At 50.5% G+C, this 21139-nt stretch carries 28 protein-coding genes and 1 tRNA gene; 25 read left to right on the forward strand and 4 right to left on the reverse strand.

Features of this window, described 5'->3' with window-relative positions; genetic code table 11:
• Nucleotides 1-2: 2 nt before the first annotated feature.
• Entirely contained in the window at nucleotides 3-764 is a 762-nt protein-coding gene (locus DXA36_RS26465) for a ParA family protein (protein ID WP_118682275.1), read from the reverse strand.
• 278 nt (nucleotides 765-1042) lie between these two features.
• Between DXA36_RS26465 and DXA36_RS26470 the strand changes: the two genes are divergently transcribed.
• From DXA36_RS26470 to DXA36_RS26590, 25 genes are all read left to right on the forward strand, one after another.
• Complete coding sequence (locus tag DXA36_RS26470) at nucleotides 1043-1390, forward strand: flagellar biosynthesis anti-sigma factor FlgM (protein ID WP_243114749.1); 348 nt, start codon at nucleotides 1043-1045, stop codon at nucleotides 1388-1390.
• A gap of 15 nt (nucleotides 1391-1405) precedes the next feature.
• A complete protein-coding gene (locus DXA36_RS26475; protein WP_118682276.1) occupies nucleotides 1406-1876 on the forward strand; it encodes a flagellar protein FlgN in 471 nt (156 codons plus the stop codon).
• Between the two features lie 48 nt (nucleotides 1877-1924).
• Complete coding sequence (gene flgK / locus DXA36_RS26480; RefSeq protein WP_118682309.1) at nucleotides 1925-3397, forward strand: flagellar hook-associated protein FlgK; 1473 nt, start codon at nucleotides 1925-1927, stop codon at nucleotides 3395-3397.
• A 40-nt stretch (nucleotides 3398-3437) separates the two neighbouring features.
• Nucleotides 3438-4415, forward strand: a complete 978-nt coding sequence (locus DXA36_RS26485; RefSeq protein ID WP_118682277.1) for a flagellin N-terminal helical domain-containing protein — start codon at nucleotides 3438-3440, stop codon at nucleotides 4413-4415.
• A gap of 26 nt (nucleotides 4416-4441) precedes the next feature.
• Nucleotides 4442-5047 carry a DUF6470 family protein gene (locus tag DXA36_RS26490; protein WP_118682278.1) on the forward strand — a complete coding sequence of 202 codons (606 nt, stop codon included), beginning with the start codon at nucleotides 4442-4444 and terminating at the stop codon, nucleotides 5045-5047.
• A 41-nt stretch (nucleotides 5048-5088) separates the two neighbouring features.
• On the forward strand, nucleotides 5089-5535 hold the full coding sequence (fliW, locus tag DXA36_RS26495; RefSeq protein ID WP_118682279.1) for a flagellar assembly protein FliW: 447 nt from the start codon (nucleotides 5089-5091) through the stop codon (nucleotides 5533-5535).
• Nucleotides 5529-5816: a carbon storage regulator CsrA gene (gene csrA / locus DXA36_RS26500; RefSeq protein ID WP_118682280.1), complete on the forward strand. Its 288-nt coding sequence runs from the start codon at nucleotides 5529-5531 to the stop codon at nucleotides 5814-5816. Before fliW ends, csrA begins: the two co-directional genes overlap by 7 nt.
• Nucleotides 5794-6294: a hypothetical protein gene (locus DXA36_RS26505; RefSeq protein WP_118682281.1), complete on the forward strand. Its 501-nt coding sequence runs from the start codon at nucleotides 5794-5796 to the stop codon at nucleotides 6292-6294. Before csrA ends, DXA36_RS26505 begins: the two co-directional genes overlap by 23 nt.
• A gap of 9 nt (nucleotides 6295-6303) precedes the next feature.
• Nucleotides 6304-8961 carry a flagellar filament capping protein FliD gene (fliD, locus tag DXA36_RS26510; protein ID WP_243114750.1) on the forward strand — a complete coding sequence of 886 codons (2658 nt, stop codon included), beginning with the start codon at nucleotides 6304-6306 and terminating at the stop codon, nucleotides 8959-8961.
• Between the two features lie 29 nt (nucleotides 8962-8990).
• The gene (gene fliS / locus DXA36_RS26515; protein WP_118682282.1) at nucleotides 8991-9374 is read left to right on the forward strand and encodes a flagellar export chaperone FliS; all 384 of its coding nucleotides are present in this window, start codon (nucleotides 8991-8993) and stop codon (nucleotides 9372-9374) included.
• A gap of 25 nt (nucleotides 9375-9399) precedes the next feature.
• Nucleotides 9400-9765, forward strand: coding sequence for a flagellar basal body rod protein FlgB (locus DXA36_RS26520; protein ID WP_118682283.1), 366 nt, complete (start codon nucleotides 9400-9402; stop codon nucleotides 9763-9765).
• Nucleotides 9766-9783: 18 nt separating this feature from the next.
• Complete coding sequence (gene flgC / locus DXA36_RS26525; protein ID WP_118682284.1) at nucleotides 9784-10218, forward strand: flagellar basal body rod protein FlgC; 435 nt, start codon at nucleotides 9784-9786, stop codon at nucleotides 10216-10218.
• A gap of 40 nt (nucleotides 10219-10258) precedes the next feature.
• The gene (locus DXA36_RS26530) at nucleotides 10259-11059 is read left to right on the forward strand and encodes an OmpA/MotB family protein (RefSeq protein WP_118682285.1); all 801 of its coding nucleotides are present in this window, start codon (nucleotides 10259-10261) and stop codon (nucleotides 11057-11059) included.
• Nucleotides 11056-11946 carry a flagellar motor switch protein FliM gene (locus DXA36_RS26535; RefSeq protein ID WP_118682286.1) on the forward strand — a complete coding sequence of 297 codons (891 nt, stop codon included), beginning with the start codon at nucleotides 11056-11058 and terminating at the stop codon, nucleotides 11944-11946. The genes DXA36_RS26530 and DXA36_RS26535 overlap by 4 nt, the downstream gene beginning before the upstream one ends.
• 29 nt (nucleotides 11947-11975) lie before the next feature.
• Complete coding sequence (locus DXA36_RS26540) at nucleotides 11976-12893, forward strand: FliM/FliN family flagellar motor switch protein (RefSeq protein WP_118682287.1); 918 nt, start codon at nucleotides 11976-11978, stop codon at nucleotides 12891-12893.
• 20 nt (nucleotides 12894-12913) lie between these two features.
• Nucleotides 12914-13273 (forward strand): flagellar biosynthetic protein FliO, encoded by a 360-nt coding sequence (locus tag DXA36_RS26545; protein WP_118682288.1) that lies wholly within the window; start codon nucleotides 12914-12916, stop codon nucleotides 13271-13273.
• A gap of 4 nt (nucleotides 13274-13277) precedes the next feature.
• Nucleotides 13278-14078, forward strand: coding sequence for a flagellar type III secretion system pore protein FliP (gene fliP, locus DXA36_RS26550; protein ID WP_330425105.1), 801 nt, complete (start codon nucleotides 13278-13280; stop codon nucleotides 14076-14078).
• A gap of 11 nt (nucleotides 14079-14089) precedes the next feature.
• Nucleotides 14090-14353, forward strand: a complete 264-nt coding sequence (fliQ, locus tag DXA36_RS26555; RefSeq protein ID WP_118682289.1) for a flagellar biosynthesis protein FliQ — start codon at nucleotides 14090-14092, stop codon at nucleotides 14351-14353.
• 11 nt (nucleotides 14354-14364) lie between these two features.
• A complete protein-coding gene (locus tag DXA36_RS26560) occupies nucleotides 14365-15135 on the forward strand; it encodes a flagellar biosynthetic protein FliR (RefSeq protein WP_118682290.1) in 771 nt (256 codons plus the stop codon).
• A gap of 45 nt (nucleotides 15136-15180) precedes the next feature.
• Nucleotides 15181-16239, forward strand: coding sequence for a flagellar biosynthesis protein FlhB (gene flhB, locus DXA36_RS26565; RefSeq protein ID WP_118682291.1), 1059 nt, complete (start codon nucleotides 15181-15183; stop codon nucleotides 16237-16239).
• Nucleotides 16240-16254: 15 nt separating this feature from the next.
• Nucleotides 16255-16941, forward strand: a complete 687-nt coding sequence (ftsE, locus tag DXA36_RS26570; protein WP_118682312.1) for a cell division ATP-binding protein FtsE — start codon at nucleotides 16255-16257, stop codon at nucleotides 16939-16941.
• Nucleotides 16931-17839 carry a cell division protein FtsX gene (locus tag DXA36_RS26575; protein WP_118682292.1) on the forward strand — a complete coding sequence of 303 codons (909 nt, stop codon included), beginning with the start codon at nucleotides 16931-16933 and terminating at the stop codon, nucleotides 17837-17839. Before ftsE ends, DXA36_RS26575 begins: the two co-directional genes overlap by 11 nt.
• 5 nt (nucleotides 17840-17844) lie before the next feature.
• Nucleotides 17845-18162 (forward strand): hypothetical protein, encoded by a 318-nt coding sequence (locus DXA36_RS26580; RefSeq protein ID WP_118682293.1) that lies wholly within the window; start codon nucleotides 17845-17847, stop codon nucleotides 18160-18162.
• Nucleotides 18163-18175: 13 nt separating this feature from the next.
• Nucleotides 18176-18248 (forward strand) — tRNA-Pro (locus tag DXA36_RS26585).
• 119 nt (nucleotides 18249-18367) lie between these two features.
• The gene (locus tag DXA36_RS26590; protein WP_147366653.1) at nucleotides 18368-18916 is read left to right on the forward strand and encodes an SGNH/GDSL hydrolase family protein; all 549 of its coding nucleotides are present in this window, start codon (nucleotides 18368-18370) and stop codon (nucleotides 18914-18916) included.
• A 202-nt stretch (nucleotides 18917-19118) separates the two neighbouring features.
• On the opposite strand, the gene DXA36_RS26595 is transcribed toward DXA36_RS26590, so the two are convergent.
• From DXA36_RS26595 to DXA36_RS26605, 3 genes are read right to left on the reverse strand one after another with little or no spacing between them, the layout of a single operon-like run.
• Nucleotides 19119-19673, reverse strand: a complete 555-nt coding sequence (locus DXA36_RS26595; protein WP_118682295.1) for a hypothetical protein — start codon at nucleotides 19671-19673, stop codon at nucleotides 19119-19121.
• A complete protein-coding gene (locus DXA36_RS26600; RefSeq protein WP_118682296.1) occupies nucleotides 19666-20346 on the reverse strand; it encodes an FMN-binding protein in 681 nt (226 codons plus the stop codon). Before DXA36_RS26600 ends, DXA36_RS26595 begins: the two co-directional genes overlap by 8 nt.
• Before the next feature lies 1 nt (nucleotide 20347).
• The gene (locus tag DXA36_RS26605) at nucleotides 20348-20986 is read right to left on the reverse strand and encodes a TetR/AcrR family transcriptional regulator (protein WP_118682297.1); all 639 of its coding nucleotides are present in this window, start codon (nucleotides 20984-20986) and stop codon (nucleotides 20348-20350) included.
• Between the last annotated feature and the right edge of the window lie 153 nt (nucleotides 20987-21139).

Consider the following 21139-nt stretch of genomic DNA (forward strand, 5'->3'; position numbering starts at 1 on the left):
GGTTACAGCCCCCTTTCCTGAAGCTCGTCCGCCAGCGTCCGGTAATCCAGTACGGCGTTGCAGGCCGGGGCATAGTCCAGAACGGACTGCTGGATGGACTGGGCTTCCCGCAGGGCTACGCTTTCCCGGATAAAGGTATCCAGTACCGGTATGCCAAGATCCTGGGCGATCATGTCCAGCGCGCCCATGACCTCCCGGCTGAAGCGTGTTTTGGGATTGTGTTTGGTCAGAAAAACTCCCAGGATTTGTAAATCGGGATTGCAGTAATTTTTCACTCTGGAAACCGTTTCTGAAAGCTGGGTCAGTCCCTGAAGGCTGAATATGTCGGACATCATCGGTACAAGGATATAGTCCGATGCGGTAAATGCATTGACAGTCAGGATCCCCAGAGCCGGAGGGGAATCGATAAAGATATAATCATAAGCCGGTGCCAGCGGTTCCAATGCCCGCCGAAGCAGATATTCCCGCTGTGCGCCGGTGAATTCCAGTTCGATGGAACTGAGCAGTATATTGGAAGGAATAATGTCCACAAGTCCGGTTTTCTGGACGGCAAAACGGGATTTTACTTCTTCCTTCAGCACTTCATATATAGTTGCCGTACCGTCGGTATCGGCGCCTGTGCTGAAACTCAGGTTTCCCTGGGGATCCAGGTCAACGGCAAGGACTTTGCAGCCTCTTTCCCGGAAGATAAGGGCGAGGGTATTAGCAGTGGTAGTTTTTCCCACACCGCCTTTCTGATTGGAAAGAACGATGGTTTTAGCCATAAGTAAAGTGACCTCCCGTGTATTTGTATATTTATGGTAACCAAGCGCTTGTTCTCTCTTCGCTTCCTGGCTTCATGCCGCCGGGAGGGATGCCCGAAAAGCAGGAAAAATACAGGCGCAGAGAGAAAAAACGAACCGTAATCACAATACATTATAACAACAAATAGGAAGGGAAACAACTATCCAAATTTTTTTATAAAAAAGCTAAAGATACCAGGACGATGTACGACAATATAGTTGAAAGATGAGATGGATAACTGTCTCGGGACTGAACGTGAATGGAACAGTTATGGAAAATGGGGAAAAGCCGGGAAAGGGTGCTGAGAATGGATATAAAGATAACGGGAAAATATGCGGTTTATCAGAATGCCGTGAACAGCGGCAGAAAACTGGAAAAGAATACAGCTGCCCCAGCCGGGATTACAGGCGGGAAGAGTGATGAGATCTGCATCAGCAGTGATGCGGTGAAGAAGCAGGAAGCGTCGGTATATTCTTCCGCTGTATGTGACGGACTTGCGGAGGCGGCTTCAGAGGAACGCATCGCGCAGCTTAAGCAGCAGATTGGGGACGGCACTTATCACGTTTCTGCCGAACTGGTGGCGAAAAAGCTGATGGCAGGCTTATAAGAGAAGGCGGCAGACATGGAAGAGTTATTTACGTTTTTAACAGAATATACGGAATTTTTTGAGAAAATGGAAGATACCCAGCAGGAAAAGCTGGAGCTGCTCCTCTCCGGTGATCTGAAAAAAATCGAACAGAGCATTATGGTGCAGCAGGCGATGGACAAGCAGCTGGAAAATAAGGAAAAGGCGAGATTAACGCTGTTTCAGGATCATGGCCTGGAAGGGAAAACGTTCCGCGATATCCTGCTTCTCCAGCCGGAAAGCGGGAAAGGGCCGGAAACGCCCCGGTGCAGGCAGGAATGGATGCAGCTTTACGACAGGCTGAAGAAGGCGATTGACAACATCCGGTATTATAATAAGAAATCACAGGAAATCGCCCGTTCCGAACTGATTAAAACAGGGGCCGATATGGGGGCTGTGGATCCTTCCAGCGGCGTGTATCATCCGGATTACGGCGGAAGGCAGAACAGGTTTGTCAGGAAAATATAGCTGCCCTTATGGATGGCAGCGGCACACACAGAAAGCAGGGCACAGGAAATGAGACCGACATTTATGGGGCTGGAAACAGCCAAAAGGGGCCTGATGGTAAACCAGAAGGCTATGGATATCGTGGGTAACAATATCACGAATATGCAGACCAAGGGCTATACCAGGCAGCGGCTGGATACGGTGAGCGTACAGGTATACGGCGGCACGGGAGGTTTTCAGACAAGCTCCATACCGCTGGCAGGGCAGGGGGTCGACATGCTGGGAGTGGCCCAGATAAGGAATCCATATCTGGACAGCAAATTCCGGGAACAGTACGGCGATGTGGGCTATTATGACCAGAGGACCGCTATTCTGCAGGAACTGGAGGGAATTATCAGCGATCCGGAAACAGAAGGAACCGGGATGAAGGATGCCCTCACCACTCTTTCCCAGGCTCTGGCGGATTTTGGTGCGCAGCCATACCAGGAAACCAATGCCAATATTACCCTCAATGCAGTGAAAAGCATCACTCATATATTGAATGAATACGACGGTAAACTAAAGAATGCCATGCAGGAGCAGAAGAACGATTTGGCAGCTGCGGTAAAAGATATCAATAATAAGCTGGAACAGCTGGCAGAGCTGAATAAATCCATTGTCCATGAGGTGTTTGTGAATGACGATCTGGATGGAGTGAATTATGGACCCAATGATCTGCTGGATCAGAGGAATGTCATTCTGGATGATTTGGCCCGCTATGGGGAGGTTTCGGTGACAGAAGGCGGTGACGGACGGATCCAGGTAAAATTTAACGGCAAAACAGTGGTGGATTCCAGCGGTAACCAGTTTACCAACGATGCAATCCGCATCGGACAGGATGGGGTAACCCTTACCTGGAACAGCGATGATTCCGGTATGCATATGGAAACAGGCGCGCTGAAGGCCTTTACAGACGTGATTACAGGAAATACACCCGGAAATGCCGGTATTCCCTACTACCAGCAGAAGCTGGATGATTTCGCGGCGGCGTTTGGTGAACTGATGAATGGTACGATCCACGAGGACGACGGCACGGCGGTTTTCAAGACCCTGATCGAAGCGGAGGGCGGAGGGCCGCTGAGGGCGGGAAATATATCCGTAAGCACGGCGTGGGCGGAGGACCCTTCCTATATTATCCGGGAACAGAATCCGGACGGAACGCTGGACAATACCGATATCATGAATCTGAAAACCGGATTGACAGGGGAGAGGACTTTTGGGAAACAGTATCAGTTTACCGGGAATTTCAGTGAGTTTATCACGAATTACACAGATACCCTGGGCAGTGATATCAAGACGACCAAAGCAAGAATGAATGCCTCGCTTGCTATTGCGGAAAGCGTGGAAAAGGAGAGGCAGGGGGTATCGGGGGTATCTATGAATGAAGAAGGAATTAACCTGATGACCTATAATAAGGCTTACCAGGCATTGGGACGGCTGATGACCACCATGGATGAGCAGCTGGATATGATAATCAATCAGATGGGCCTGGTAGGACGCTGATGAGGGCAGGACGCGCATTGGGCGCAGGAGGAAGGGCGGAATGAGAATTACGGAAAGTATGCTGACAGGATCCTATACCAGGAACCTTCAGCGCAATATCAGCAATCTGGCACAGTCCAACCTGAAGCTTGCCTCCGAAAGGGAATATAACCATGTATCGGAGGATCCGGCGAGGGCGGCAAAAGCTTTTGCCGTACGGGATCAGATTGCCATGAGCGAAGAGCATGTAAGAACGGTAAAAAGCGCGCTGGGGGAACTGGATACGGCGGATAAAAATATCCAGTCCATCAATTCCATTCTGCAGACTGTTTTTGAAAAGGCAACGAAAGCAGGCGGCGTGACCAATCAGGAGAACCTGAATGCCATTGCGGAGGAACTGCATGGCCTGAATGAGGAAATCCTCCAGACCATGAATGCCAGATACGGAGATAAATTTCTGTTTTCCGGATCCGGCAATGCGCAGGCGCCTTTTACGGTGGAAGAAGGAAAGCTCCTTTTTAACGGAAAAGCCGTGGATGATTACGACAAAAACGATCCCGATACCTATTTTGACAATAACAAAGAGGTCTATCTGGATGTGGGCTTCGGTGCTTACGGTTCGGGTGTGGTGAATGCAAAAACCGGAGTGAAGATTTCCACCTCGGGTGTGGATGTCCTCGGCTATGGCATGAAGGACGGCCAGCCCAATAATATATACAGCCTTCTGTCCAAACTGGAAGGGCAGCTGCGCGGCGGAAACACGCAGGATGCTATGGATACGCTGGAGTATTTAAAGGAAAAGCAGAATAACATTTCCATTGCCACTGCAGAAATCGGTACGAGGGAAACACTTCTGGAACGGGCCCAGGACCGGCTGGAAAGCGGTCTGGTTAACCTGAAAGAGAGGCAGAAGGATCTGGAAGCGGTGGATCTGGCGGGGGAATCCATTAACAATAAGGCTTATGAAGCGGCCTGGATGGTTACGCTTCAGCTGGGGAGCAGCCTGATTCCTCCCTCTATTTTTGATTTTATGAAGTAGTAAGTGGAAAACAGGAGGTCATTCGGATGAATGTGCTTAAGATTACCACAACACCTATCAAGCTTTCCATGTCTTCCCAGAAGGCGCGTCTGGAAAGCCATCTTCCGGAGCCGGAGGTGGGGATCATACGGACGCCGTCCCGTCTGGATATGAAGTCGGAAACGATAAAGGTAAATATGGATACATCGGCCGCCAGGGACAGCCTGGGTTTTAAGACAGCCCGTTCGCTGAACCGGGATGCGGCGGTGTTCGGGAAGCAGGCGGCAGCGGATGCCGCCGGACGTTATGCACAGATGGGAAACCAGATGATGCAGATTCAGAAGGGGGTGACAATCCCCGGAATCGTACAGAACCAGATGATGGCACAGACAAAGGTTACCACGGGTTTTGAATTTCTTCCGGCAGCGGGGCCGGAAATCAGCTGGGATCCGGGAAGTCTTTCCATAGATTATACCCCTTCCCAAATCGAATTTGATCCGCAGACGGACAGGCAGGAAGCCGTTTATGTACCCGGGGAGCTGCGCATCAGTGTGGAACAGTATCCCAGAGTGGAGATTGAATACATGGGGGATCCTATGTATGTGCCGCCCAGTGCCGCCCCTGATTTTGAGGAAGGGGACGGATTGTCCTGAAAAGACGCGGGGGTGCAGAAGGCTACAGGAGGAATGGGCAGTTGAAAATAGAGACAAGGGATTTTGGCATCATTGATGTGGAAGAACAGAATATTATAACCTTTAAACAGCCTGTGTTCGGCTTTGAGGATTATACCCAGTATGTCCTTGTGACGGATTCCAATATGGGAAACGGGATATGCTGGCTGCAGTCCATTGAACTAAAGAGCATCTGTTTTATCCTGCTTAACCCTCTGGAGGTTTGTCCGGATTATGCACCGATGGTCATGCAGGATGTCCTGTTTACCCTGCAGGCTGTACCGAAGGATGAGTTGGACTGCTGGGTGATCGCTGTAATTGGTGATACCTTCCGTGAATCCACTGTTAACCTGAAAAGTCCGGTAATCATCAACCATAAAACCAATCTGGGCATGCAGGTAATCCTGGATCAGGATTATCCGATCCGCCGGCCGATCTTCGCGTCGAAAGGTGGTGGGGAATCATGCTGATCCTGTCCCGCAAAAAAGGGGAATCCATTAAAATCGGAGAGGACATCGAGATTTTTGTAGCGGATGTGAAAGGGGATAAGGTCCGGCTGGGGATTTCCGCACCGGAGGATATGAAGATATCCAGGAAAGAGCTGTATCTGACGGTGGAAAATAATAAGGAAGCGTCGGATAAGGTGGATCTGCTGAAGGTATTCCAGTTATCCCGCAGCTTATATGCCCGTCAGGAAACGGATAGAGCACAGGGAAAGGACGGGCCGGATGGAGAATCAGACAATACATAAGCTGAAGGAGCTGACAGAGGAGAGAAAACAGCTTTTCGAAGAATATCTGCAGATCACACGGGAGCTTACGGGACTGAGGGAAGAGGATGTGGAACGGATAACAGCAGGGATTGGGCAGAGGGAAGCATTGGCGGCCCGGATCGATGTGATGACGGAAGAATGCAGGGCTGTCTGCAGCACGTATGGTGAAGAAGTGGGGCAGCAGGAAGGGAAGCTGCAGGCTATCCTTCAGTGCGGAGCCGATTTTTCCCTGCTCAGGGAGGAAGAAAAAGAGCTGTTTCTCTTGTGCCAGTCCGTGAACCGGCTCCTTGCGGAAATCCAGGATTTGAACGGGCTTCTGCACAGGAATTTTCAGGATATCCGGAAAAGGCTCCAGGAATCCATTCGAAGAAACAACACGGACTCCAAATTTGCGGGGTACCTGAACCAGATGAATTACGGGGCATCCAAGGGTGTCCTGTATGACAGCAGGAAATAGGAGGGCGGTATGGCATCTTCAATCAATACAGTGAGCGGGAACCGGGTTGCCGGGCTTGCATCCGGAATGGATACCGAAAGCATTGTGGAAAAAATGCTTTCCGGCACCCAGTCTAAGATAGACAAACAGACAGGACTGAAACAGCAGCTGGAATGGAAGCAGGAGATGGTCCGGGGAATTATTACGGATATCAATACCTTCCATGACAAATATTTTTCTTTTTACAGCAGCGCCAATACCAACCTGTTAAGCAATGCTTTTTATAACACGATGAGTGCTTCCAGCAGTACCAGCGCCATTAAGGTGATATCTGCCGCCTCCAATGCGGCAGGAAAGGTGAATATTGACAGCATCAGCCAGCTGGCAAGTGCCTGTACGGTAACATCAGGCGGCAGGGTGAGCGGTGAACTGAAAGGCACTACCATAGATCCCGGCCTGTTTACGGAGGACTCTTATTCCTTTGAAATGACACTGGACGGGGTACGCCGGACAATAACCTTTCAAAAAGGCAATACCGGGGATGCCGGACAGGATCTGGAGGAAACCATAAATAACCTGAACGACAGCATGTACCGGGCTTTCGGTACGGCCGCAGGTTTTCAGCTGGATAAGGACCCGGCACATCCCGGAACACCCAGCCTGAACCTGACCCAGCTGAAATGGGAGGAAACCCTGAACGGAGGGAAAGGCGGTGCAGTGCCGAAGGAGGACGGAGCGGGCGGCTATGTTCCTGTGGATATTTCCAGAAAGCTGTACATGGAGGATGCGGAGGGAAGCACGAAAGTTCTTTCTCTTCTCGGATTCCGGAATGAAGCATCCAATAAGCTGGATTATAATACCAGCCTGGATTCCCTTCCGTTAGCAACAGCCCTTCAGGGAAAAGAGTTCGTATTTTCTATTAACGGTGTGGAAATAAACGGGATTACATCCTCCAGCACCCTGGGTGATGTGATCAGTAAAATCAATACCTCCCAAGCCGGTGTCAGGGTTTCTTATTCTTCCATAGAAGATAAGTTTATTATGGAATCTAAGACAACCGGTGATATTTCCAATATCAGCCTGGAACAGACCGCAGGGAACCTGCTGACGGCAATGTTCGGCGTAAAAAGCGGGGATTCGGTGACAGGAAGCCTGGACGGGGTAAAAAGCAGCGGGAATCTGGTGTCCGCGGAAGAAATCAATGCCGATCTCAGGGATGCCGTTCTGGGTGGGATAAACGGCGGAACCCCCCATATCTTTTCTTTGAATGTGGACGGAAAAGATGTGGATATCATCGTAAAGAGAGAAGTAACTGCGGACAGTACGGACTGGACCATGAATGATCTGGTGGAGGAGATCAACCGGCAGCTGGAAGAAGAATTCGGCGCCGGCAAAATCGTTCTGTCACTTGACAGCCAGGATTCCCCGACAAGGGCGGTGCTTTCTTCCGCAGACCATCTGGTGAGCTTCAATGAAGAGAACTGCAACAGGGATATTACCTCCATGCTGGGCTTTACGGAAGCGAACACACAGAAGCCCGATATGCAGTCTACCCTGGGAGAACTGGGATTCTCAGGCAAAATAACCTTCACCGGCACCCAGCCGGAAACACCGGGTTCTTCCGTCATGAAGTCGGTAACCATTGATTTTGATGATCCTGCGGCACAAGGACAGACAGTGGAATGGCTGGTCAATCAGGTGCAGTCAGCCGCCGGGGTGGATATTTCCTTTGAAAACGGATCCGTCAAAATTGGTTCTGCCGGCAGTGTGACAGGGGAGGGGGACGGTAAAAAACTGCTTGAAACTCTTTTCGGCACAGACACTCTTACTTTCGGAACTGCCGGGGCTGCCGCCGACATAACGGAAGGGAAAAATGCGAAGCTGTCAGTTAATGGAAAAACAGTGGAGAGAAACACAAACAGCTTTGAAATAGAGGGGATTACCCTGGAACTTACAGATACTTCCAGCGGCCCAATTACCTTGACTACCAATAAGGATACTGATAAAATAGTAGAAGGGTTTAAAAGCTTTGTCGAGGATTATAATAAGCTGATTGAGCAGCTCAATGACCGTATCAGTGAGAGTGCCACATATAAGAAATACGCCCCTTTGACGGAAGAGCAGAGAAAAGCCATGAGTGACAGGGAAGTGGAGCTTTGGGAGGAAAAGGCCAAAGAAGGACTTCTCAGGAACGATTCCAATATCAGCTCCTTTTTAAGTGATATGAGGACTGCGCTTTACCAGTCTGTGGATGGTGCGGGCCTGGCTCTGTATGATATGGGAATTGAAACCTCGGACAGCTGGCGGGACAACGGAAAACTGATATTGGATGAAAGTAAGCTGAAGGCAGCGGTAAGCACCAATCTGGAAGGGGTGCAGAAGCTGATGACGGATAAGGAAAAAGGGATCGGCGTTTTGCTGGACACGGCGGTGAAGGCGGCTGCCAATGTGAGCACAGGAAGTCCGGGAAGCCTTGTTTCCTATGCAGGGACGAAAGCGGTCCTTACGACGGACAACAGCCTTTATCAGCAGCTTAAGAATGTGAGCAATACGCTTTCCAATCTGAACATCAGGTATGAGGCGGAGCGGACGCGTTACTGGAATCAGTTTACCGCCATGGAACAGGCGATCTCCAATCTGAACAACCAGAGTTCCTGGCTGACGCAGCAGTTTTCGTCAGGCGGCTGACGGAACCGGTAAGAAAAAGGAGCGGCAAAATGCAGAACCCATATGAAAAATACAAACAGCAGTCAGTTATGACCATGACCCAGGGAGATATGGTTTCCCTCTTGTATTCGGAGCTTGAAAACCGTCTCGGGAAAGGGCTGGTTTGTCTGGAAAATAAGGATTATGAAGGCTGTAATACAGCGTTTAAGAAAGCGCAGGAAATTCTCACCCACCTGACAGTGACATTGGATCACCGGTATGAGGTGGCGGACAAGCTGGCCTCTCTGTATGAGTTCTTCCATTATCAGATCATACAGACAAACATCCGCAAGGATGCAGGGCCGGTAAAGGAAATCCTGCCTATGATAAAGGAACTTCAGGAAGTATTTGTGCAGGCGGATAAGCAGGTTCGGATAGAAAACAGCGTCAGCTGAGTGACGCGCGGAGGGGGAACAGGGTATGGCCTTTTGGGAAGACCCGTCAGTAAAAGCATTAAGCAGCGGAATGGATGCGCTTTGGCAGAAGCAGCAGGTTATCAGCCATAATATTGCCAACGTGGAGACACCGGGCTATAAGGCAAAACAGGTGGAATTTAAAGAAGTGCTGAAAAAAGCGGAGGATGGGGGAAAACCGGTCCGGACGTATGAAACCGTGGTGACCGAGGACGGGGCCGCGCAGGCCAGGGCGGACGGGAACAATGTCCAGGTGGAGGCTGAGGAGTTATCCCTTTGGAAAACGTATGTGGAATACTCCACACTCACCAGCCGTATGGCAAAGAAATTTTCCACGCTGCGGTATGTGATCAATAATGCCGGAAAGCAGTAGAAAGCGAAGGGGATATTAATGGGATATTTGGATTCATTGAATATAACCGGTTCCGCATTGACGGCGGAACGGTTCCGTACGGATATAATATTACAGAATATAGCTAACCAGAACACCACCAGAACCGAGGACGGCGGCCCTTACCGCAGGAGGCAGGTGGTGCTTCGGGAAAATACCATGAGCTTTGAAGCACAATTGGATAAAGCGGTGAATAAGACAGATGGGGGCGGGGTTTATGCCGAACAGGTGGTAGAAAGCGGGAACCCGTTTGTACCGGTCTATGATCCGGAGCACCCGGATGCGGATGCGGACGGCTATGTGATGATGCCCAATGTGAACAGCGCGGAGGAAATGGTGGATTTGATGGCGGCCTCAAGAGCCTATGAAGCTAATCTTACTGCATTGAATATTGCCAAAAGCATGGCGATGAAGGCACTGGAAATCGGGAAATAACCGGTTATGTACAGACAGATTCCGTAAGGATAAGAAGAATATGAAGAGAAGAAAAGAAGAGGAGGGCGGCGGCCAGGAGTGGCTGAATACCTATGCGGATATGATCACTCTGGTGCTGACCTTCTTCGTTTTATTGTATAGTATTTCCAATGTGAATATTACCAAGCTGGAACAGATTGCGGCTGCCATGCAGAAAAAACTGGGCATGGAGCAGGCCGTGAGCCTGGAGGAGGTCCCGGAGGATGTAAAGTATCCTACGATAGGGGAGGAAACCGGCGGCGTGCCGGATAGCCCATCCGCGGAGAGCATGCAGAGGATGGCGGAGGAACTGAAGGAATATTTTGCCAACTCCAATATAGACGCCCAGACCAGCAGCAGTGACAATGTAATCTACATACGTTTTAAAAACGATCTCCTGTTCGGGCCGGACAGCGCCCAGCTGCGGGAGGACAGCATTTCCATGCTGGATTCCCTGGGAAAAATGCTGATGGATAAAGAGGATGAGATCCTGGCGGTTTATATCAACGGCCATACGGCCCAGGCGGCCGGTTCTCCGGTCAATGACAGGGTGCTGTCATCCATGCGGGCGGATAACGTGGCTATCTATCTGGAGGATGCCGTCGGATTCGATCCGAAAAAGCTGATATGCAGGGGCTATGGAAAATATTACCCAATCGCGGACAACAGTACGAAGGAAGGGCGGGAAATGAACCGCCGTGTGGATATCATTATCCTTGGAAATGATTTTAAGATGTCCGATGTGGATGAAAGGCAGCAGGAGGTAATCGATCCCCTGGCGCCTGTAACACTGCCGGAAGTAGAGAAAGGGCAGGTCAAATGATAAAGGCATACGACTTTAAATCTCCCAAAAAGTTTACCAAAGAAAGAATGAGCACCGTGGAAAACCTGTACGACAGTTTTTCACGGTCTCTTGCACCATACCTGACCGGACTGCTCCAATCCTACTGTGAAATATCCATCCAGGGGATCCAGGAGATGCGTTTCCAGGAATACAGCGGGGAGCTGGACGACCGTTCGCTGTTCGGCCTGATTACCCTGGTGCCGGACAATAAGGATTACAGTGAAGCCCCCATGATTTTTGAGCTGGACACCTCTCTGGGCTTTTTCATGATAGAGAGGCTGCTTGGGGGAGCCGGAACGGAATATGAGCTGCACCGGGATTTTACGGATATCGAAAAGGCTATGCTTCACTATCTTCTGGAAAAAATCACCGGGTTTATCGGGGATGCCTGGGGCGGCTACATGGATGTGGAGGCATCGCTTACGGGCCTTCAGACCAATCCCCATCTTCTCCAGCTGGGGGCGGCGGAGGATGTGGTTATTTTGGTGGAATTAGGGATCGTGGTGAATGAACTGAAGGCAAAGCTTCATATCGTCATGCCGGCTCCCAATGTGGAGGAGCTGACCTCCCGCTTCGGTTACAAGTTTGCCATGAACCGGAAGAATAAGGACGAGGCAAAAGCGGCGGAACGTCAGAAATATATTGAGAAAAATCTTCTGGATGCAGAGGTGGAAATGAAGGCCATCCTTCATGAATTCTATCTGGATGCCCAGGATATCCTCCAGCTTCAGCCGGGGGATGTGGTCCCCATAGGCAAGAATATGGCCAGCGACATCCGGGTTTACGTGGAGGATATGCCCTGCTTTGAAGCAAAGCCGGGGCATACCAGTATGCATAAGGCGGTGCGTATCAGCAAGGTGCTGTAGGACTCGCACCGGAAAACAGGGAGAGAACGATGATTAGTGCGGATAGGGATGCGATGCGGGAGCTGCTGGAGCTGGCAGCTGTTCCTGCCCAGAATACGTTGAATACGTTGATGGGCGGGGCGTCCGTTATATTAAAGGAAATAAAGGAAGTCTCTTTGGAAGCTTTGACGGAAAGGCTTCCTCATTTTTCCATGGTTGTGGAAGGATGCGCTTTTTCTGAAAAAGAAGAGGTGCGTATGCTGTATTTTATGGACAGGGATCAGGCACAGCGTCTGATCAGCGTCATCTGCGGGCTGCCCGGTGCGGCTTTTGGCGCAATGGATGAGATCGCGGTCAGCGCTTTCCGTGAAGTGCTTTCCCAGTGCCTGGAGGCCTCCGTAACGGAGCTGAGAGGATTTCTGGCAAGGGATATGCGGCAGGAGCTGGGCAGGGCTTATCTTTCCGATTCCGCCGGCAGTACGGTTAAAGCGCCTGGGCTGTGGGAGGAAGGCAGCATTCTGATGCTGGAATATCGGATTGCCTTGGAGGGGGAGGGAGAATACACCCTTTACTGTGCGGCATCCATGTTGTTGTTTAATGTATTCGGCATGGAATATAAGGCCGGAAAAGCGGCAGGCGGAGGCCGCAGGTCCGCCATACCGGTGCGCAGCGTCAGTTTCCCGGAATTCCGCTATATGAGTCTTGAGGATACGGCGGAGACAATTGGGGAAGAGCGGGGGCGTATCAGGGAGATGAGCCTTGACGTATCGGTACGGATTGGGGAAACGATCTGTAAGGTGCGTGATATCCTGTCGCTGAAGCCGGGACAGCTGATTATCCTGGACAAACAGGCAGGTTCTCCGGCAGATGTGGTGGTAAAGGAGCGTCTGATAGGAAAAGGTGACGTTCTGGTAAGCAGTGACAATTTTGCGGTACGGATAACCGAGATCGTAAATAAATCGGAATAGGATGGGATGAGGGTATATTTATGGTGGTTTTAAAATTGCTGCTGTATCTGTTCGTCCTGGTGCTGGTGCTGTTTCTGGCCTATTATACCACGAAGCTGGTGGGCAGAAGCGCAGGAGGAAAACAGCTTGGCAGAAGCATCCGTGTCCTGGAACGGACCGGGGTAGGCAGGGACAGCTGGCTTATGATCGTGGAGGTACAGGGGAAGGTGCTGCTCCTGGGACTTTCCCCCGCCGGCATCCAGCAGATTACCGAGCTGGAGGATTATGTACGGCCTGAAGAGGGCGGGGAAGGGGATAAAAGCTTCCTGGATATGCTGACAAAGCAGATGGAAGATAGGCAGGGAGTTTTTCACAGACAAAAGAATGACCGGGGGAAATAGACAGATGGATAAGAAGGAGCATCCGCGCCGCAGGGCCGGATGGAAGGCTGCGGGGACAAGATGGATGCTGTCGGCGCTGGCCGCATTTTTATATAGGGGAAAGGTTCATGCGGCGGAGGTGTCCATGACCTTATCCGATACGCAGGGAAATACCAGGGCCTTCGATACGATGGATATCCTGATTCTTTTCCTGCTTCTTGCTGTTGTACCATCTTTGCTGGTAATGATGACCAGTTTTACAAGGATTATCATCGTCCTGTCTTTTCTGCGCAGTGCGCTGGGAACCCAGCAGTCGCCGCCAAATCAGATACTGGTTGGGCTGGCTCTGTTCCTTACCCTGTTTATCATGCAGCCGGTTTTTTCCCAGGTGAATACACAGGCTTACCAGCCTTATAAAGATGGACGGATCACCAGGGAAGAAGCGCTGGAACTGGCACAGGATCCCATGAAGGAGTTCATGCTCAGGCAGACGGAAAAGAAAAGCCTGGAACTGTTTCTGGATATATCCAAAACAACCCTGCCGGAGGGGGCGGCCGGGGAAGGGCCGGAACGCTATAAGGAACTGGGGCTGACGGTCATTGTACCCTCTTTTATTTTAAGCGAGCTTAACAAAGCCTTTACTATGGGCTTTCTGCTATTTATTCCTTTTCTTATTGTGGATTTGGTGGTGTCCAGCACACTGATGTCCATGGGAATGGTTATGCTTCCCCCTACCATGATAGCGCTGCCTTTCAAAATTATGCTTTTTGTGTTGGTGGACGGCTGGGATCTGGTAATTAAAACGTTGGTTCAGGGATTTCGTTAAGGAGGCGTCAAATGACGACAGAACAGGTTATGGAAGTGATGAAGGAGGCTATGCTTGTGGCATTTGAGATGGCCGGGCCTCTTCTGATCCTGAGTATTATCGTAGGGCTGATTGTAGCGGTATTCCAGGCAGCCACGCAGATACATGAACAGACGCTGACCTTTGTGCCAAAGCTCATTGTCATTGCTGTGGTGCTGCTGGCGACGGGTTCCTGGATGCTCAATCTATTTGACGGGTTCGTGCAGAAGCTTTTTGGAATAATGGCTTCCCTTTAGGTGGTTTCTCTATGCTGACGGAGATTGTGACTTCTCTTAATTTATTCCTTCTGGTGTTTGCCAGGCTCGGAGCAATGATTTTTCCCAGCCCGGTATTCGGAAGGAAGAATGTTCCTGTGCGTATCAGGGCCGGCCTTGTGCTGGCGCTGACTCTTTTGCTTGTTCCTGTATTGGATGCAGGCGCGGTTTCCTCCTACTCCGGCTTCGATATGGCGGAGGGGCTGGTGCGCGAAATCCTGCTGGGACTGGTGATAGGATTTGTATTCCAGATTTTCTTTTTCATGATTTTTGCAGCAGGGGATATGCTGGATACGGTATTCGGCCTTGCAATGGGAAAGGTGATGGATCCCGGCGGAGGGGTACAGGTATCGGTGCTGGGACAGTTTCTGAACGTGTTTTTCTTCCTGTATTTTCTGGCTACGGGAAGCCACCGCCTGATGATTAAGCTGTTTGCTTATTCCTTCGAGCTTGTTCCTGCGGGGGCCGCCTCTTTGTCTATGGGGAAAACAGGTCCTTTTGTATTGGCGCTCTTTCATTCGGTATTTGTGCTCGCCATCCGGCTTACGCTTCCCTTTGCGGCAGCAGAATTCGTTCTGGAGGCGGCTATGGGGGTGCTTATGAAGCTGATACCCCAGATTCATATTTTTGTTATTAACCTGCAGGTGAAAATCATTGCGGGAATCATACTTATGATGCTGTTTGCGGTACCGATGGGACAGTTTATCGACCGGTACATAGGGACGTTGTTTGAGGATGTGCAGAAGCTGCTTCTGCAATTGTGACACAGAGTCCGCGCAGGGCGTAACGGGAAAGGCAGGTGGTGAGCGGTGGCAGCGGATGAAAAGACCGAAAAAGCCACACCGAAACGAAAGCAGGAGGAACGGAAGAAGGGAAATGTATTCCAGAGCAGTGATGTGGCGGCTGTGGCAACCCTGCTGGCTGTTTTCAACGGGTTAAAACTATTTGCTTCCTTTATGTATGAATGCATGCATCAGGGTGTGCTTCTTTTTTTCGGCTATGCACAGAGCGAATATCCGGTTAATGGGGATAACCTGCAGGAAAAGCTGCTGCAGGCAATGCTTCTGTTTGCGCAGGCCGCTCTGCCGCTTCTGCTTGTGGCCTGTGTGACGGCAGTGGCGGTGGCGGCTCTGCAGACCAGAATGGCCTTTTCCATGGAAACCATTAAATTCAAAGCAAACCGGATCAGCCCTCTTCAGGGCTTTAAGCGTCTGTTCAGCGTGCGTTCCCTTGTGGAGCTGCTGAAAGCGCTGATAAAAATTACTGTACTTGGCTGGATGATATATTCCTTTTTAAGCAGCCGGATGCATGAATTTGTCCGGCTGATGGACGGTACGGTGATGGACGCGATCGCTTTTGCGGGAGATACGGTGCTATCCCTGGTGAATACGGTGGGTATCGCATTTCTGTTCCTGGCGGCATTTGATTATTTGTACCAGTGGTGGGAATACGAGAAGAATCTGCGCATGAGCAAGCAGGAGATCAAAGAAGAATACAAGCAGACGGAGGGGGATCCCCAGATCAAAGGGAAAATCCGGGAGAAACAGAGGCAGATGTCTTCCAGACGCATGATGCAGAATGTGCCGAAGGCCGATGTGATCATCCGGAATCCCACCCATTTTGCCGTGGCCCTGGGCTACGATCCCCAACGTAATAAGGCGCCGGTGGTGCTTGCCAAGGGGGCGGACCGGGTGGCTTTGAAAATCGTGGAAATTGGGGAAGCCAATGACGTCTATATTATGGAAAACCGGCCTCTGGCACGAGGGCTGTATGATGCGGCGGAAATTGATATGGAGATTCCGAGTGAATTTTACCAGGCGGTGGCGGGTGTACTGGCGTTTGTTTACAAGCTGAAAAAGGAGAAATAACCGGTGGACAGCAGTATGGTGGTATTGAGCGGGGTAAGCAAGGTTTATCCCAACGGGCAGAAGGCTCTTGATAATATAAATCTGGATATCCGGAAAGGGGAATTCTTATTTCTCTCCGGGAGCAGCGGTGCGGGAAAAACCAGCCTGCTGGAGCTTTTGCTGAAGGAAGAGGAACCTACCCGGGGCACGGTGCGGGTAAACGGGATTGATTTGGGACAGCTGAAGGAACGCCAGGTATACCGTTACCGCCGGATGATTGGGATGGTATTCCAGGACTTCCGCCTTTTCCCCGATTTTACGGTATATGAGAATGTGGCTTTTGCACAAAGAGTGCTGGAAATCCGCCCGGATACGATTCGGAGCCGTGTACGGAACGTGCTTTCCCAGGTAGGGCTGGAAAGTAAGGAACGGTATTACCCGAAACAACTGTCCGGCGGAGAAAAGCAGCGGGCCGCGCTGGCCCGGGCTATTGTGAATAAACCGGTCCTTCTGCTGGCGGATGAACCTACGGGAAATCTGGATCAGGAAAACGGGGAGGATATCATGCGGCTTCTGAAAACAATCAACGAAACCGGGACTACGGTGCTGGTGGTATCCCATAACCGGGATTTGGTGCGTTCCATGAAAAAAAGGGAAGTCACACTGAAAAACGGAAAAATCATCAAGGACAGTGACAGAGGGGGATTTCTGTATGAGCTTTAGGAATTTCATTTATCTGATCCGTCTGGGATTTAAAAACATATGGAACAATAAGGTCTATGCAGCGGCGGCTGTAATGGCTATGTCCTCCTCCATTTTTTTGTTCGGAATATTTTACATTGCCATGGTGAACATAAACAGCGCCGTACGGAATGTGGAAAGGGATGTGGCGGTTTCCGTCTTTTTTCAGGAGGGGGTTACGGAAGAAAGAGTGGAAGAGCTTGGGGCCCTTATCCGGGGGCGGGAGGAGGTTACCAATACCATCTATATTTCGGAGGATGAGGCATGGGACAGCTTCCGGACGGATTTTCTGTCCGATGAAGAACTGCTGGAGGGGATTTTTGAAGGGGATAATCCCCTGGCCGGTTGTGACAGCTACGAGGTGTATATCAATGACATAAGCCGGCAGGAGGAATTCGTGGCCTATGTAAAGGGGCTGGAAGGAGTGGGGACCGTATCCCATTCCTCCGAGGCGGTGAACGCACTGATACGGCTGAAGGAGCGGATCACGGGAATCGGCATTGGATGCCTGTCTGTCCTGCTTCTGCTTTCGGTGCTGCTGATACGCAGTACGCTGCTGGTAACGGTGGCGTCCCAAAAGGAAAAGGTACGGGTAATGCGGCTGATTGGCGCCAGAGAGGATTTTATCCGGCTCCCCTTTATAGTGGAAGGGCTGGTATTGGGAATCGCAGGAATGTGCATCCCTATCGCGCTTCTCTATGCCACCTATGTATATGGCATTCAGTTTGCGGCGGTTCATTTCGGACTGTTCGGTGCCCCTGTGCAGCTTCTCCCTGCCGGACAGGTGCTGCCCAGCCTGGTACGGGCATCCATAGGGCTTGGTGTGCTGACAGGTGCGATCGGAAGCATCGCTGTTATGGGGAAATTAAAGAAGAAATAAGGGATTTGCCGTCATTTTTCCAGACGGGTGGTGATGCGTGCCGGATATTGAATCCGGCGCGTACACCGGTAAATGCGGGGGAAGGAGGGGATGCCGCAGGGCACAAAGGGTCGTCTGAACTGTTACCAGAAGAACAAAAATTTTTGCAAAATATGAAAAAACATATTGACAGATCTGGTATTATTTTGTATACTAACATTCGTCGGTTGGATGTCCGCCATGAATTTCCGGTGGGTTCAAATGATGATAACTGTAATTTGATAATGGTTTTTAACGGTTATCAGAAGAGTTTTGAGAAGCCGGATAATCGGTTATATGGTTGATTTGGCATAATATCGGGGTGTGGCTCAGGTGGTAGAGCGCTACTTTAGGGAAGTAGAGGCCGCAAGTTCAAGTCTTGTCACTCCGACGCAAGGATCTGCATGAAAATGCAGGTCTTTTTGTTATCCGGAAACGGGTGAAAATACGCCGTAAGCGGGGACGGTGTCTTTTGGAATGAAAATCCACGATAAGGAAAGGACAGGAGAAATGAAGGTATTATTTATTGGAAACAGCCATACATATTTTAATGATATGCCGGAACTTTTTGCAGGCATGGCAAAAGATAAGGGAATCCCCTGTGAGGTTACGATGATCGCCCACGGCGGCTGGTTCCTTCACCAGCATCAGAAGGAACCGGAGGTGCGGTTTAACATACTTTACGGCAATTATGATTATGTGGTTCTTCAGGAGCATGCCCATCCCTTCGGGCCGGAAGAGGTGATGACGGAAGCGGCAAAGGAAATCTGCAAATGGATCCGGGAGGCAGGGAGTACGCCTGTGGCCTATATGACATGGGCGGAAAAAGAAAACGAAGCCGGACAGCAGCAGATGACGGACGCCTATCGGAGAATGGCGGAGGAGACAGGTGCTGTTCTGGCGCCGGTAGGGGAAGAATGGTGGAAGTACATCCATGCTCATCCGGACGTGCAAATGTATGCTTCGGACGGACAGCATGCTTCTCCGGAAGGCTCCGCGCTGGCGGCGGAAATCCTGCTGGAAGCCATTCTTACAAAGGAACGGCAAGCCCGGCCATGACGGCCCTGCTAAAGGGAATGCGGGGCCGGATAGTTCTTGTTTTTTAGGAAATTGCCTTTCGCTGCAGGCGGCAAAGGCGTTCGGTATCCGGCGGCCTTTTTTGTGGAGACTTGTAAAAAAGCATACAGATAAGCCTTTCGGACAAAAGCCGCTGCCCGAAAGGCTTGTTTTGATCCATGCTTTGCCATCGTCCGTTATTGCGTTATTGGGATCCTTCGGAGGGCAGGCCGCGGAGCTGTTCCTGGATAAAGGCGCGGGCCCGGGAAATATCGGATGCGTCGGGGCGGCCTTTGGCAATTCCGCCGATAAGCTTCCATGGACCATAGGTATCGTAGCCTTTGCACTGAAAGCAGCCCTGTACGCGGCAGCCATAACTTTCTGTAAGAGAAGAAAAGTCTGCGGCGTATTTTTTCATTCCGGATCCGCTGGTAAGAAGGAGGAAAACCTTTCGTCCGGCCAGCTCCTTCCGGTGCTGCTCCAGAAAGGAAAGCAGGGCGGTATGCGGTTTCCCCATATAAATGCCTGAGGCAAGGCCGATGAGCGGACAAGAGGCCGGAGAAGGCAGGAGAGGAGCCGTTGGAAAGGCAGCCGAACGAGAAAGAGAAGAACAGGCGGTGTCTGAAAGATCCGGGGCGGGGCAGGCGGCATGGGAAAGGGGAACCAGTTCCACCCCGGATTCTTTGTCTATGGCCTGCTTCAGCAGCCTTTCCGTATTGTGATGGTGCTGGGATACGTAGAAAATCATACATTTATTCATGGGATATTCCTCCTGTCAATGCGTTTTCGACAGCCTTCTGGAGTACCAGGCTGGAGCAGGTTGCACCGGTGACGGCATCCACCGGCAGGTTTTGGGTATCGGTAATAACGGCGAGCACCTCTTCTGCAGCCGTACCCCGTTCGTTTTCATGGGAAAGCAGCGTGATGCCGGAAATGCTCCCATCAGTCAGCGTGACTTGTACCTCGGCATAAATATAGCCAGCATCGTATGCACCCGTATAGGTTCCGTCCGATATGTGGGAAAAATCGATGCCCGACAGATGAATATCCGCAACAGCGGCCCGATAAGCTGCGTAATCCATGTAATAAGCTGCGATATGAAAAACAATACCCGACAACATGAGACAGGTAAAAAAACGATGCCAGGTAAGCCGGCGCCGCTTATCCTTACAGATGTGGCAAAGGGTTATCAGCAGGACGAAGGAAAGCAAAACAGCTGCACCGGCAAGATATACGGAAAAATGCCGCGTTTTTACCAGCGGGAGAGTGAAGAAAAGATGGACGGGCAAGAGGATAAGCAAAGCGGCGGATAAAGGCTTATGCAGCTTCATCAGGAAAGCATCGGCCTGTGGAAAACCGAACTTCCTGGTTACGGCTTTGACCGTCAGCAGGCAAAAACAAAGCAGGCATAAAAACCCGGATAAAATCCCCATGTTAACAGTCCTCCTTTAAGGAACGCAGCAGCATACGGAAGCCATGCTGAAGGAATTCCGTTTTATCCATATTCAATCTTTTTATCAGATAACATTCCTTTTCATAGGCCATGGGGATCAGGCTGCCGAGAGAGGCCCATAGGGTAAAAGCAGAAGGGAGGACAGGAATGGATGAGGGCAGGCTGCCTTCCCGGATCCCCTGCCGGAACAATTCCAGGATGCAGTCATTGATATCTTCCCCCACGTCATATAGGAGGCGCAGAATCTCACTGCCGGCAAGGGCCTGGTCATCTACCGGGATATTCCCGAGGATACTGGAAAAATAAAGAGGGTACTGCTCGTAAAAGCGGGACAGCTTTTCACAAATAAGAAAATAACGATGTTCCAGATCCGGAGCCTCCCTGATGCATTCCGCAAGCGCGTCCTTCAGACGGCACATATGGCCATAGATGATATGATTATAGATTTCGTCCTTGCTTTGGAAATATACGTAAATGGTGGACTTGCTGTAGTCCGCTGCTTTGGCGATATCGTCCATGGTAGTCTGGCGGATTCCTTTTTCGGAAAAAAGCTTTTCTGCTGTATCCAGGATGTTTTTTTTATGGAATTGGGTGAGGGCTTCTTTTTTTCTTCCTGTCATAGTGGATCCTCGATTCAAATCAAACTAATATTTTAATTATCGTACTATGAGTTCGAATTTTTGTCAAGGAAATGATTTTGTTTTATAAATTTGGCCGTGATCAGTGGCAACAGTTCAGACGGCCTTTTTCATTTACATTTTTCTGTCTGAAAA

This window comes from Eisenbergiella sp. OF01-20 (assembly GCF_003478085.1).
GTDB lineage: Bacteria > Bacillota > Clostridia > Lachnospirales > Lachnospiraceae > Eisenbergiella.

What these genes read in the sequence shown, in the direction of transcription:
- DXA36_RS26465 (WP_118682275.1), bottom strand. Translation starts at nt 764, where the DNA reads ATGGCTAAAACCATCGTTCTTTCCAATCAGAAAGGCGGTGTGGGAAAA.
- DXA36_RS26470 (WP_243114749.1), top strand. Translation starts at nt 1,043, where the DNA reads ATGGAACAGTTATGGAAAATGGGGAAAAGCCGGGAAAGGGTGCTGAGA.
- DXA36_RS26475 (WP_118682276.1), top strand. Translation starts at nt 1,406, where the DNA reads ATGGAAGAGTTATTTACGTTTTTAACAGAATATACGGAATTTTTTGAG.
- flgK (WP_118682309.1), top strand. Translation starts at nt 1,925, where the DNA reads ATGAGACCGACATTTATGGGGCTGGAAACAGCCAAAAGGGGCCTGATG.
- DXA36_RS26485 (WP_118682277.1), top strand. Translation starts at nt 3,438, where the DNA reads ATGAGAATTACGGAAAGTATGCTGACAGGATCCTATACCAGGAACCTT.
- DXA36_RS26490 (WP_118682278.1), top strand. Translation starts at nt 4,442, where the DNA reads ATGAATGTGCTTAAGATTACCACAACACCTATCAAGCTTTCCATGTCT.
- csrA (WP_118682280.1), top strand. Translation starts at nt 5,529, where the DNA reads ATGCTGATCCTGTCCCGCAAAAAAGGGGAATCCATTAAAATCGGAGAG.
- DXA36_RS26505 (WP_118682281.1), top strand. Translation starts at nt 5,794, where the DNA reads ATGGAGAATCAGACAATACATAAGCTGAAGGAGCTGACAGAGGAGAGA.
- fliD (WP_243114750.1), top strand. Translation starts at nt 6,304, where the DNA reads ATGGCATCTTCAATCAATACAGTGAGCGGGAACCGGGTTGCCGGGCTT.
- fliS (WP_118682282.1), top strand. Translation starts at nt 8,991, where the DNA reads ATGCAGAACCCATATGAAAAATACAAACAGCAGTCAGTTATGACCATG.
- DXA36_RS26520 (WP_118682283.1), top strand. Translation starts at nt 9,400, where the DNA reads ATGGCCTTTTGGGAAGACCCGTCAGTAAAAGCATTAAGCAGCGGAATG.
- flgC (WP_118682284.1), top strand. Translation starts at nt 9,784, where the DNA reads ATGGGATATTTGGATTCATTGAATATAACCGGTTCCGCATTGACGGCG.
- DXA36_RS26530 (WP_118682285.1), top strand. Translation starts at nt 10,259, where the DNA reads ATGAAGAGAAGAAAAGAAGAGGAGGGCGGCGGCCAGGAGTGGCTGAAT.
- DXA36_RS26535 (WP_118682286.1), top strand. Translation starts at nt 11,056, where the DNA reads ATGATAAAGGCATACGACTTTAAATCTCCCAAAAAGTTTACCAAAGAA.
- DXA36_RS26540 (WP_118682287.1), top strand. Translation starts at nt 11,976, where the DNA reads ATGATTAGTGCGGATAGGGATGCGATGCGGGAGCTGCTGGAGCTGGCA.
- DXA36_RS26545 (WP_118682288.1), top strand. Translation starts at nt 12,914, where the DNA reads ATGGTGGTTTTAAAATTGCTGCTGTATCTGTTCGTCCTGGTGCTGGTG.
- fliP (WP_330425105.1), top strand. Translation starts at nt 13,278, where the DNA reads ATGGATAAGAAGGAGCATCCGCGCCGCAGGGCCGGATGGAAGGCTGCG.
- fliQ (WP_118682289.1), top strand. Translation starts at nt 14,090, where the DNA reads ATGACGACAGAACAGGTTATGGAAGTGATGAAGGAGGCTATGCTTGTG.
- DXA36_RS26560 (WP_118682290.1), top strand. Translation starts at nt 14,365, where the DNA reads ATGCTGACGGAGATTGTGACTTCTCTTAATTTATTCCTTCTGGTGTTT.
- ftsE (WP_118682312.1), top strand. Translation starts at nt 16,255, where the DNA reads ATGGTGGTATTGAGCGGGGTAAGCAAGGTTTATCCCAACGGGCAGAAG.
- DXA36_RS26575 (WP_118682292.1), top strand. Translation starts at nt 16,931, where the DNA reads ATGAGCTTTAGGAATTTCATTTATCTGATCCGTCTGGGATTTAAAAAC.
- DXA36_RS26590 (WP_147366653.1), top strand. Translation starts at nt 18,368, where the DNA reads ATGAAGGTATTATTTATTGGAAACAGCCATACATATTTTAATGATATG.
- DXA36_RS26595 (WP_118682295.1), bottom strand. Translation starts at nt 19,673, where the DNA reads ATGAATAAATGTATGATTTTCTACGTATCCCAGCACCATCACAATACG.
- DXA36_RS26600 (WP_118682296.1), bottom strand. Translation starts at nt 20,346, where the DNA reads ATGGGGATTTTATCCGGGTTTTTATGCCTGCTTTGTTTTTGCCTGCTG.
- DXA36_RS26605 (WP_118682297.1), bottom strand. Translation starts at nt 20,986, where the DNA reads ATGACAGGAAGAAAAAAAGAAGCCCTCACCCAATTCCATAAAAAAAAC.